We start from the raw sequence: 12,581 nt of genomic DNA, 5'->3' as shown, positions 1-12,581 counted from the left end.
GTTTTCATATGTCCTACTTAGCTAACACCAAGATTATAGATTAAGTAATCCATACTTTTTTATTTTACGCCAAAGTGTTGTTTTGTTGATTCCAAGAAGCCTTGCAGCTTCTAGTTTTCTACCATTACACATGAGTAATACTTTTAAAATATGTTCCTTTTCCACGTGTTCTAGGCGTAGCGCTTCATCTGCAGGTTGACTGTTTTCTAATGAGGAGTTGCTAGTATTTTCTAATTGAGCAGTGCTTTTGGATGTCATCATGAGACTGGAAGGAGTGATCATATCGCTATTTTCAAGTATCATAGCCCTTTCAATGATATTTTCCAGTTCACGCACGTTCCCTGGATATGGATATTCCATTAAAATTTTTTTACTTTCTTTTGATATGCCCTTAACTTTTGGATTTATATGTGAATATTTTTTTAGAAAATGATTTGCTAGAAGAGGAACATCATCCATTCTTTCTCTGAGTGGAGGGATTTTGATAGTGACTACACTTAGTCTGTAATATAGATCCGGTCTAAAAAGATTTTCGTTTGCCTCACGTTCTAGGTCCTGGTTTGTTGCAGCAAGTACTCTAGTATCGATAGGGATAGCTGATGTACTTCCCACCCGATAGATGATTTTATCTTGCAAGACTCGGAGTAATTTTACTTGGAACCTATTATTTGTTGTGCCGATTTCATCAAGTAATATGGTCCCCTTGTTTGCGAGTTCAAAGAAACCAATGTGTTTGTTGGTTGCGCCAGTAAAAGCCCCTTTCTCATGACCAAAAAGCTCACTTTCCATAATTCCTTCAGACAGAGCACTGCAGTTCACTGGAATGAATGCATAGTCTTTTCTAGGACTCCAGTAATGAATCATGCGTGCTACGAGTTCTTTTCCAACACCTGTTTCTCCATATATGAGGACGGTACTGTCTGTGGCTGCAACTTTTCGAATTATTTCGAGCATATGCATCATTTTGGGGTTTTGGGTAATAATTTGAATTTTATCAAATTTTAATTGTCGTTCTTGTTGGCAGGATCTTACCTTTGCTTCAAGTTTCTTTTCCTTTATAGCCCTTTTTATGCGTATAAGTACATCATCTGGTTCAAAAGGCTTGGATATGTAATCATAAGCACCTTTTTTAATTGCCTTAACCGCTGAATCAACTGACGAATATCCAGTAATGACAAGAATAATAACTTCTGGATCTATTTCCTTTGCTTTGGTAAGCAGTTGTAATCCATCCATCATTGGCATTCGGATGTCTGTTATTATTATGTCTGCCCCATTTTGTAAAAAAAACTTGAAAGCGGTTTCTCCATTGTAAAATATATTAACTTCATATTCAGTTCCCAGCATTCGCCGTAAAATTTTGCATGCTGTTGGATCGTCATCTACAATAATAATGCGCATAACTTTTTCCTTTCTACTTTAGTTATAAGCCATTCCGTCCAAGTTGATTGTTGATTGGATTACATTATTTGTCGTTGCCATTGTTTTGCAAGGAATTCATTGGGAGTTTAACTGTAAAAGTTGTACCTTGACCGGGCTTTGATTGCACTTCAATAGTGCCACCATGATTTTTCACAATGCCATAGCTGACTGACAGGCCCAGGCCGGTTCCCTTACCCACTTCTTTTGTACTAAAGAAGGGATTGAATATTTTAGGCATGATATCTGGAGGGATTCCGGGACCATTATCTTTTATGCTTATCTTTAGGTGATTACCCGCTTTTTCTGAAATGATTGTGATAAGGCCGCCAAAGTCTAATACATCTAGTGCATTAAGAAGAATGTTGACAAAAACTTGTTGTATCTGATTTGCATCTACATTGACAGAGAGTGGATCCTCGTTCTTTTGGAATCTCACGGTTACGCCTTTTTTTTCAATTTTTAGGCGAAGTAGTGATAGAGCCTTTTCAATCAGATCATTTATATTAAATAAGGCAAATTCTGGATTCCTTTTTCTTGCGAAACTCAGTAAACCAGAGATAATTTCACTACATTTTTCTGTTTGTTCTTTTATGTCGTTAAGATCCTCTTTTACAGCATCCAAATTTATCTTTCCAGTATCCAGGTCTTTTTTAGAAAGAGAGGCAATAGCTTTTATATTACTGAGGGGAGTGTTTAGCTCATGAGCGAGGCCAGCTGCCATTTCTCCTATGGAAGCCAGTTTTTCAGATTGATAAATTTGGGCATCTAGTTTTTTGCGTTCCTCAATATTTTTTTGTAATTGCGATGCCATGTTATTTATTTTTTGGGCCAAAATTCCTATTTCGTCAGTTGATTTTATAGATATACGGTTTGAAAGGTTTTGACTTATACGATGGGTGCCATCAATAACCTGTTTGATAGGTTCAGTAATAGATTGAGCAAAGTAGAGTGCAGCAAGTACTGCTAGCAATACCATTAGCAAGGCAGAGATTATGATTCTATTTTCTATTATGGTCAAAGGAGCCATAAAAAAAGAACTATTGGCTTGTACCACTACTACCCAACCTCTTTTTTTACTATGATAGGGAGAAAAGAATCTGTGGGCCAGTATATCTTTGGTTTTTGGGTTGAGTATTATTCCTTTGTCAGTGTGCATCCAGGCTTTAGTTATGAAATCAGGGAAACGCTGAAATACTGTGATATGACTGCCGGTTTGATTACCAAATTCGCACGAACATTTTTTATGAAATAAAAAAATGCCATTTCTTTTTTCGTCCAATAAATTTCTTTCAATCAGAAATGCCATCCCCTCTTGTGGAGATATTAGACGATTTATCATTTTTCCTACTTGTTTACCCCATACATTGATAATTAGTATCCCAGCTCTTTTCCCATTAGAGAAAAAAAGAGGGGTAGAAAAACGAACCATAGCAGGACACCATTTTTTTTGTCCTTCCATCCATCCTTTTTCCAAATTGGAGATCCAGACTTCGCCATTGTTCAAGAGCATAGTCTTTTTAAAAAAATCACGATCTTTTTTTATGCTAACTGCCCTAATACCAAGATTGGCTATCAGTGGTCCTTTTCGTGGAATAATCTTGCCCTCTCTAACTTTGACCCAAACATTGCCTTTTTCATCTATAAATCGAATTGCTTGGATGATATCATTTAGCTTTTGAAGTTTTAGAAAATATTCTTCTAAATTGTGTATTGACTGCTTAATCTTTTCGGGGCTTTCCAGTTCTCGTGCCTCAATGAGATCAGTCACGGAAGGGGATATGGCAATGGTAAGGAGGAGTGTTTTAGACCTTTCTATTAGATCATTTAGATTGTCCGCAGATTTTTCTGCAAGCCTAGTTATTTGACGGGTAACATTTGCTTTTAATATTTCTTCCACTGTATTTAAAATTAAGATTGAAAAAATGATGAGGAAAGGGACTGCCACTGCTAACATTGTCATTAGGATTTTGTTGCCGATTCCCAGTTTTAATTTCATTTAAAAATTACATCCCTTCTTAACAATAAAGATTTTAGTTTCATGATGATGCATTCTGCACCCAAAGTTTACCTGTTTGATGATTTTATGGGTGCAGAATGCACCCTGCCAAAGAATAGTTGGGTGACTATGGTTAGTCAATGATTTTTTTTCTTTATAAAAACAATGAGTTATAAATTTTGTGTAAAGTTTTACTTCATGGCATGGCAGTTGAAATGAGGCCCAGCAGCACAGTAAATGCGAAAAAAAAGAGGAGGGTCGTATGAAAATCAAATTAAAAAAACGAACAATTCTTATCAGGTCATTCGTTGTTTTTGCTATCACTCTGTTTTTTTCAGTACAGGCAATGGCTGCCTGTTGGCTTAGGGTGCAAGGCACTGAAACATGGGTGAAGAACCCAAAATCTTTTAGCCCATGGGGATTTGTTCAGCCTACTTATTACCAATCTCAGGATGATGTTGATCCATATGCAGATGTGAGGAAAGACGATTTTAACATTCGCAGGGCACGACTTGGAGTGAGAGGTATAGTTCCCAACACGGATGGCAGAGTCAACTACTTTGTGCTGGGCGAGTTTGGAAGGAATGGAGTAACGGAAAATCCGAATGGAGACCAGGGCAATTTTGCCGCGCTGACTGATGCTAGTGTTACCCTAAACTATATACCAGGAATGCGGTTGAGGTTAGGCCAATTTAAGTTGCCAATGGGTATTGACGGACTTCAGGCTATTCACCTCCATAATTATATAGAATTCTCAGATGTTTTTTTCAATCTCATGTTGGAAAGATTTGGCAAGAATCGTTCGGTCAGTGCCTATAGGGATATTGGTGTGGAAATCTTCGACTGGTTCAGGTTTGGTCAGGGCAAACAGTATGAACTTGCCTACGCACTCATGTTATCGAACGGAAATGGAATCAATTCTCAGGACAATGATAGGAATAAGGATATAGCGGGAAAGATCGTAGTGAGCCGGATTTTTAATAATACAAAGGGGCCCTTCCGTCAGGAAATTCACCTCGGACTATGGTTCATCAATGGCAAGAGGACAGGATTCACCTTTGCCACGCCCGGACCTGTTAATGGAGAGAAGACGGAGCAGGATAGGAAGCGCTATGGAATTGAGTTTTATTTCAAAAAAGACTTGAAATCTTACGGGGCGCTTAGGGTAGTAACAGAAGGAGTATGGGGAAACGGATGGGTTTATGCTCCAGGCTTTTTCAATGGAGCAGTACCAGTCTCTAACAGATATTTTACTGATAATACCTCTGTTAGCGGTCATGGCGTTCCTCATGCAGATCTCGATGCTTTTGGCTGGTACATAGATCTGGGATACCGTCCACCTGTATTCAATAAGAAGTTGGAGCTTGATTTTAGATATTCCTATTACGATCCGGATAATGGAAATGACCTATCCGTAGATGTGAGCCAAGATAATCTCACCCTTGGTCTTCAGTACTTTTTCCATAAAAGGGCCAGAGCGACAGTGAACTACGAGATCCGTGATAGTCATTGGAATCCGGCCATAGACAATCGTTTTATGGCACAGGTAACTGTAGTTTTTAAGTAAATGGAGGCGAAAAAAGATGAATAGCTCACGTCGTAGTTTTATCAAGCTGTTAGGAGGGGCGGCGGCCTCCTTCTCAATCCTAAAAAGTCCTGATTCTGCTCAGGCGACTCAGTTCGCAGGGAAGAGCGAGGCCAAATGGGGCATGGTGATAGACTTGAGGAAATGCATAGGGTGTCAGGCATGTACAGTGGCGTGTTCAATAGAAAACCAGATTCCAGTGGGCAAGTTCCGTACAATAGTTTCAACATATGAAATAGAAAGATACGGAACTACCCATAGGATCAATCTTCCCCGTCTCTGCAATCATTGTGAAAAGCCCGCCTGTGTGCAGGTTTGTCCCACGCAGGCAACAAAGAAGAGAAAAGATGGAATAGTTGTTGTGGATAATAGCGTCTGCGTGGGGTGTGGATACTGCATCCAGGCATGTCCCTACGAGGCGAGATTTATCAATCCTCTCACGCGTACTGCAGACAAATGCACGTTTTGCCTGCACAGGCTCGAAGCAGGTCTTTATCCGGCCTGTGTCGAGACATGTGTGGGAGAGGCAAGGGTATTTGGTAATTTTAACGATCCTAATAGCAAAGTTTCAAGGTTGGTCAGTCAGTATCCTGTTCAGGTACTCAAAAGAGCTATGGGAACGGGTCCTATGGTTTTTTATATCGGGCTGGATGAGACTCTCAGCGGACAGATCAAGGGAGAGGCCGTTATATCGCCTGCTGGGAGTGGAGTAGAAGAGGAGGTTGTTTGAAATGGAGACTAGTATAGTAGAAATAATAAATACTGCAGCCAGTGTTCAGTGGAGTGTGGCAGTACCCCAATATTTCTTCTTCACAGGGGTGAGCGCAGCCGCCTTTCTGATATCTTCACTGACTTATGTTTTTAACAACAAAGAGTACGAACCGATAGCTGGTCTGGCTTTAATAATGGCTTTTACGGTGCTTTTAGCAGCTCCGCTTAACCTTATTGCCGACCTAGCTCAACCAGGGAGATTTTATTCATTATATTATCACTTACACTCCACTTCTCCTATGAGTTGGGGCGTGTTTTTGCTCACTTTCTATCCTATACTGATCAGCCTTGAGATGCTTTTTGTCTTTCGGGCAGGATTTGCTAGAAAGGCAAAGAATAGTTCTGGCTTTTTAAAAGCCATCTACACCTTGCTAGCTCTTGGAAACACGGACATTACATCTGCCTCCATTAAACGGGACCACGAAGTAGGACGTGTTCTTGGCATGATAGGTATACCGGCCGCCCTCGCAGTTCATGGATATACTGGTTACATCCTAGGGGTAGTAAAGGCAAGGCCTCTTTGGCACACCTCGCTTATGCCACTAATTTTTCTTATTTCTGCAATGGTAAGCGGTATAGCCCTGATGATACTGGTTACTGCCATAATGGTGAGGGATGAGAGGGGAAAGATACCTTGGAATCTCATGGATAGTCTAGGCAAGTTGCTGGTCTGGAGCATATTGGGTGATCTGCTTTTAAGGCTTCTTTGGTATTCAATAGGCTATGCCTATTCTTTTAAAATTTTTCAAGAGGCACTTCCCTACGTGTTCAAGAGACATTTTTTCGAGGCCGTTGTCCTTGAATTGGGATTTGGGCTGTTATTTCCACTTATAGTTTCACTTTTTGCTCCATTGAGACGCATTAGGCCTCTGTTTCTTTTCGCATCCTTTGTCGCGATTTGCGGTGTATGGCTTTTCAGATGGGATACCGTCATTGGAGGACAGGAACTGCCAAAGATCTCAGCAGGTGTTGCTCACTATTTCCCCAGCTTCTGGGGTGCAACCGGTATTATGCATGTCGTTAGCAACTGGGCTATCTGGATGGCCCTTTTTCTAGGTTTTACATGGTTTATGCCCTGGGAACCCAACGAAGATAAAGTGTCGGGAGGGGTTAACTCTGAAATTCCACTAAATACATCGGCAGTGAATGTGAAAGGAGTGAAGTAAAAATGGACAAAAAGCGTAGAAATATAATTAAGGCAGCAGGTTTGATAACATCTCTTGGTATATTTGGCCTCGGATATCGTCATACTCTTAAGGGAATAGCAAAAGGCTGGTGGGCAGGCGAGAAGCCTCCTCATCATATCTATGGAAACGCTCTGGAGCCAGAATATTCCATTGATCCAAAGACAGGAGCAGTAAGACCAAATAAAAATCAGTACATATCCAATTCCGTATGTGTGGGTTGCGTGAGCCTGTGCGGTGTGAGGCTGCGTGTGGACAAGAAGACTGGAAAGATCCTGCGAGTGGCTGGAAATCCATATCATGTGTTGGCAACTGACTCTTTTTTGCCATATGAGACCCCTTTAAAAGAAAGCTTGGTCAAATTGAGTAGGAAGGAGGAAGCAGGGCTTGAACACAGAGCCACCGCATGTGCCAGAGGGAATGCAGTATTGGAGAAACTTTATGATCCATATCGGGTACTTGTGCCTCTCAAAAGGGTGGGACCCCGAAATTCAGGCAAATGGCGTCCCATCGATTTTGAAAAGCTGGTCGAGGAGATAGTTGAGGGTGGAGACCTTTTTGGCGAAGGACATGTGGATGGACTGAGGAAAATCAGAGACCTCAAGAGGCCAATCGATCCAAACCGACCAGAACTGGGTCCGCGGGCCAACCAGTTGGCTATAATGGCAGGATTCAAAGAGGGACGGTTACAACTCATCAAGCGATTTGCGGTTAACTCCTTTGGAACCATCAACTTTACAGGCCACAGGGGTAACTGTGGTCTCTCAATGAGGGCCGGGTATGCAGCTATGCTCGGAGATTTCAAGAAATACCCGCATATAAAGCCAGATTTTAAGAATACTAAATTTGTTTTGAACATAGGGACTGCCCCAGCCAATGCAGGCAATCCTTTTCAGCGACAGGGCAAATTGGTTGCAAAGGGTAGAAGCGACGGCGATCTGAAGTATGTGGTAGTGGATCCACTGCTTACAAATTCAGACTGTATGGCGACGTCTGACAGGGTGAGATGGATTCCCATAAAGCCGGGAACAGACGGTGCCCTTGTAATGGCTATGATACGTTGGATACTGGAAAACAGGAGGTATAACGAGCAATTCCTGAAAATTCCAGGAGCACGTGCTGCAAAAGCCGCATCTGAGCCAAGCTGGTCCAATGCCTCCCACTTGGTAATCACACAAGAAGGCCATCCACTTTTCGGTCGCTTTCTGAGGGAATCCCATCTGTCCCAAAGGCGTCCTAACAGCAAAGACGGCTTCGTGGTGATAGATGAAGAGACAGGAAAGCCCATTGGTAATGAAAAGTCCAGAAGCGCCCTTATTTTTTACAAGGGTTCAGTAAAGATAGGAGGGGAGGAAGTAGAAGTAAAAACGGCCCTTCAACTCCTCCTTGAGGCATCAAGACGCCATACGCTGGCAGAGTACAGCCAAATCTGTGGTATCCCAGAAAAAACAATTGTGGACCTGGCAAAAGAGTTTACAAGTTATGGGAGAAAGGCAGTGGCAGACTGTCATGGAGGCACGATGCACTCCAACGGCTTTTATACTGCCTACGCAGTTGCTGTACTAAATGCATTGGTGGGCAACCTAAACTGGAAGGGAGGCGCATCTATTGGCGGAGGTCGATATCCAGATTTTGGAAAGGGACCACGTTACAACTTTAAAAAATTTCCTGGTAAGGTCAAACCCAGGGGAGTAAGGATTAGTAGACAGGGATTCCCTTACGAAAAGACTACAGAGTACAAACTGAAAAAGGCCAAGGGAAAACCATATCCAGCCGATGGCCCTTGGTATCCTTTCTCTGCAGCTCTTCAATCAGAGTTCATTCCTTCTGCTTTAAATCAATATCCCTATGGATTAAAGGCACTGATAATGTGGAACACCAATCCCCTCTATGGCCAGGCAGGGCTCTATGAGCAGGTGAAGGAAAAGCTGGCTGATCCAAAGAGGTTGCCGCTAATAATTTCTATTGATCCCTTTATAAATGAAAGCAGCGCCTATGCCGATTATATAGTTCCTGATACTGTTTTATACGAGACTTGGGGAGCTGCATCTCCCTGGGCAACACATCTTACCAAGACCAACTCTTTCCGCTGGCCTGTAACGGATCCTCCTCAGGCAAAGACTAAGGAGGGTGTCCCTGTGTGTATGGAAAGCTTTATTATAGCCGTGGCAAAGAGAATGGGGCTTCCTGGCTTTGGGAAAGAGGCCATACCAGATTCCAAGGGCAATTTGCATCCTCTTGATACGCCTGAGGATTTCTTCCTTAGGGCCTTTGCAAATGTCGCTTTCGCAGGCAAGCCAGTTCCGGATATCACTCAGGAGGAACTGGAGATCACAGGCGTAGAGCGGCTTTTGCCAAAACTCAAAAAGGTTCTTAAGGAAGACGAATGGCCGAAGGTTGCTTACGCCATGGCAAGGGGCGGACGATTCGAAGGTGCTGAAAAGGCATATGAGGGCGAGTGGCTTGCTCATCGATACAAAAAGCCTATGCACATCTATAATGAGATGGTAGCCCTTGCCAGAAATAGTCTTACAGGAGAACGGTTCTCAGGGGTTCCGACTTGGCAGCCACCTGCCTTTGCCGACGGTACACCTACAGAGAAGGTATTTACGCGCTCAAGGTGGCCTTTTATGCTTGTGTGCACTAAATCTCAGCTCCAATCATCACATACCATTGGAGAAAAGAGGCTAAGACAGATTCACAGGGAAAATGCCTTTGTCATTAATCCGATAGATGCCAAAAGGCTAGGAATCAAAAGGGGAGATACCTTACAGGTTGTTACTCCTGGTGGAAAGGCCAAAGGCAAGGCAGATGTGCGCAGCGGCATAGCTCCTGGAGTGATTGGTATAGAACATGGATTCGGCCATTGGGGGCTTGGTTCGCGCTCCGTGGTAATAAAAGGCAGAAAGATCGACGGAGATCGCGCTCGTGCCGCTGGTATCGCCCATAATTTACTGGGTATTTCAGACTATAAGCGTAAGGGTATTTCTACACTGGCTGATGTTGTTGTTGGCTCAAATGCTAGACAAGGAATCCCAGCAAGTTTGGAAAAGATATGAGTTCAATTTTCATGAATTCAGATGAGAAGAATGCATGGGCCGACTTCTTTGAGTTTGTTGCGACCCTCTATTTGAATGAACCAGATGAGGAACGCATAGCAGGCTGTAAGGAAGTCGGCCATAAATTCAAAAAAATTTTCCCTGGAGAACTATTTGCTAAGATGCTAACTCTCGTAGAGAGGGATTCATCCGAAGACATTACTCAGGAATTTTATGATCTTTTTTTCGTACCAATTTCAGGTAAGTACTTACCACCTTTTGAATTGGCACAAAGACAGATTCCTATGAGAACTGATTTATGCGCGTCAGTTAAAAATTTTTATATTAGTGCAGGTTTTAACCCTGAACTGCTTGATATTCCTTCTTATATCAAGATGATAAATAGGCCGGATTATATCGGTTTTGAAATGGCTTTTTTAGGACTCATATTGAGATCCTCTGCAGAGCTCGATTTAAATGGGGACGAGGAACAAGCTAGTGCACTGTTGCAAACTGCATGTTCCTTTTATTCCCAACACCTTGGTATGTGGGTATCGAATTTTGGTAAACAATTAACAGAAAGGGCAGAATGTTATATGTATAAGGCACTTGGCCATCTTACTATATATGTGGGCCATAGCATGAGTGAGATACTCTCAAAAGATTCTGTTAAGTCCATATGTTAATGTTTTTAAAATTTTCCTTTCTAAAAAAGATATGTCCGTCATTTTGCTTTCTTAGGTACACGGCCTAGTTCTTGGGGAAAATGTTCACTAAACCATTATGAAGAGGGCCATTGTTCCACTAAGTCTTTCTTAGCGTAAACTACTAGCTCATGGCAGAGGCGCGATTTTGAGGTGAGGAGTAAAGAAAGCCTGAGTGCAAGACTGGGAGCAGAGGTTCAACTCTGCCAGCGAGATTACCAGAAGCGGCTTAGATATGGAGGCAGGTGGGAATGAGTCTATAATTCCTTGTCAAAGTGCCTTAATGGGAGTACACCTCTTCTCTAATAAAAGATAGGTCCTCTTTGGCATGGAGGTGGCTATTTTTGAAAATTTTCACGAGAAAATCAATGCTATCTCTATGATAGGCTTTGTTAGACCAATGTTTGGCCGAAAAGATGGAGAATGATAGGTGATGTATAGATGAGCCAACGAAATACAGATACAGAAAAACTTGGACTCAGGGAACTAATTGCCATTGGTGTTGGTGGAATGGTGGGAGGAGGTATCTTCTCTGTTCTTGGACTTTCAGTTGCGCTCTCTGGCCATGCCGCTCCTTTAGCCTTCAGTCTTGGCGCAGTAATCGCGCTCATTACTGGCATGTCCTATTCTAGGCTCGGCCTATGTTTTAGGGACGATGGAGGTAGTTTCACTTATCTGGAGCACGCATTTAAAAGCAAAAATATTGCGGGGATAGGTGGTTGGCTCCTTATTACAGGTTATATTGGGACACTGGCTCTCTATGCCTTTACTTTTGGTGTATATGGAACTGCAATGTTAGGAGGCACAGAGGTCATACATCACGTACTTGAAACTTTCATCCTCCTGCTCTTCCTTGGGGTAAACCTCTATGGCGTACAGGCCGCAGGCAAAACCGAAGATATAATCGTCATAATCAAGGTACTCATATTGGGACTATTTGCCGTGGCTGGCCTCGTGTTTATGAAACCCGAAAACATCTTTCCTATAATAAATAAAGGTACTAGTGGTATTCTTATGGGGGCAGCCCTGATTTTTGTGGCATACGAAGGGTTTGAGCTCATCCCAAACGCAGTAAATGAAATGAAAAATCCAGAGAAGGATCTGGCAAGAGGCATAATGATAGCCATAATAATAACTGCTATCATATACTTCATTGTTTCACTGGTAGCGGTCGGCAATCTTACGCCTGAAGACATCAAGAAATACAAGGAATATGCCCTTGCTGTAGCTGCAAAGCCATTTCTCGGACAGGCTGGTTTTACGCTGATCGGTCTTGGAGCGCTTCTCTCCACTGCCTCTGCCATTAACGCAACTCTTTTTGGTACTGCAAGGCTGGGCATGGTAATGGCACAAGAAAAGGATCTGCCCAAGGTGTTTTCCTATAGAGAAAGGTCTAAAGATATCCCTTATGTAAGCCTAATATTTATTACGGTAGTGACCATCATCTTTGTAAATACTACGAATCTTTCCATAATATCTTCTTTTGCAAGCTCTACTTTTTTGCTAACCTTTGTGGGCATCAATGGAGCGGCCATGAAATTAAGGGACCGAATAAAAATCAGTGTGGGCATACCCCTAACAGGACTGATATTGAGCGGAGCAAGTTGGCTGGTCCTCATAGTCTATCTCTGGCGCACTGATTTTAAGGCGCTGACTTGGATCGGGGCATTTTATCTGGCAGTCATAGTGGCCGAGTTAATATTTAGTAAGAGGCGCCTGATATTGAGGAAAGTATAGAAACCATAGTTGTGAGGATGCTTATTAGACATCTTACCGAAGGCCTGGACTTAGAATATGGGAGAGTGTTATAAAAAAGATGCCTTTCTTCAAGTAGCGTGGTTAAGCGGCATGTATAAATTCAACTGGGATTTCAGGGTGCTC

The 12,581-nt window shown here is 42.4% G+C and carries 8 protein-coding genes; 6 read left to right on the top strand and 2 right to left on the bottom strand.

Features of this window, described 5'->3' with window-relative positions:
• Positions 1-33: 33 nt before the first annotated feature.
• Positions 34-1,401: a sigma-54-dependent transcriptional regulator gene (locus DBT_RS05875; protein ID WP_067617708.1), complete on the bottom strand. Its 1,368-nt coding sequence runs from the start codon at positions 1,399-1,401 to the stop codon at positions 34-36.
• Between the two features lie 64 nt (positions 1,402-1,465).
• Positions 1,466-3,190 (bottom strand): sensor histidine kinase, encoded by a 1,725-nt coding sequence (locus DBT_RS05870; RefSeq protein WP_244155320.1) that lies wholly within the window; start codon positions 3,188-3,190, stop codon positions 1,466-1,468.
• A gap of 490 nt (positions 3,191-3,680) precedes the next feature.
• Here DBT_RS05870 and DBT_RS05865 point away from each other — a divergent pair, with 490 nt between their 5' ends.
• The 6 genes from DBT_RS05865 to DBT_RS05840 all read left to right on the top strand — a co-directional run bounded on the left by DBT_RS05865 (position 3,681) and on the right by DBT_RS05840 (position 12,437).
• Positions 3,681-4,985 carry a porin gene (locus DBT_RS05865; protein WP_067617705.1) on the top strand — a complete coding sequence of 435 codons (1,305 nt, stop codon included), beginning with the start codon at positions 3,681-3,683 and terminating at the stop codon, positions 4,983-4,985.
• 16 nt (positions 4,986-5,001) lie between these two features.
• On the top strand, positions 5,002-5,733 hold the full coding sequence (gene dsrO, locus DBT_RS05860; RefSeq protein ID WP_067617702.1) for a sulfate reduction electron transfer complex DsrMKJOP subunit DsrO: 732 nt from the start codon (positions 5,002-5,004) through the stop codon (positions 5,731-5,733).
• 1 nt (position 5,734) lies between these two features.
• Positions 5,735-6,940, top strand: coding sequence for an NrfD/PsrC family molybdoenzyme membrane anchor subunit (gene nrfD / locus DBT_RS05855; protein ID WP_067617699.1), 1,206 nt, complete (start codon positions 5,735-5,737; stop codon positions 6,938-6,940).
• Positions 6,941-6,942: 2 nt separating this feature from the next.
• A complete protein-coding gene (locus tag DBT_RS05850) occupies positions 6,943-10,017 on the top strand; it encodes a molybdopterin dinucleotide binding domain-containing protein (RefSeq protein ID WP_067617696.1) in 3,075 nt (1,024 codons plus the stop codon).
• 11 nt (positions 10,018-10,028) lie between these two features.
• The gene (locus DBT_RS05845; RefSeq protein ID WP_067617683.1) at positions 10,029-10,682 is read left to right on the top strand and encodes a TorD/DmsD family molecular chaperone; all 654 of its coding nucleotides are present in this window, start codon (positions 10,029-10,031) and stop codon (positions 10,680-10,682) included.
• A 459-nt stretch (positions 10,683-11,141) separates the two neighbouring features.
• On the top strand, positions 11,142-12,437 hold the full coding sequence (locus DBT_RS05840) for an APC family permease (protein ID WP_067617680.1): 1,296 nt from the start codon (positions 11,142-11,144) through the stop codon (positions 12,435-12,437).
• Positions 12,438-12,581: the final 144 nt, after the last annotated feature.

It is taken from the genome of Dissulfuribacter thermophilus (genome assembly GCF_001687335.1).
GTDB lineage: Bacteria > Desulfobacterota > Dissulfuribacteria > Dissulfuribacterales > Dissulfuribacteraceae > Dissulfuribacter > Dissulfuribacter thermophilus.
Note: the sequence above shows the minus strand (reverse complement) of the source record. Positions and strands in the feature narration are given on the sequence as shown.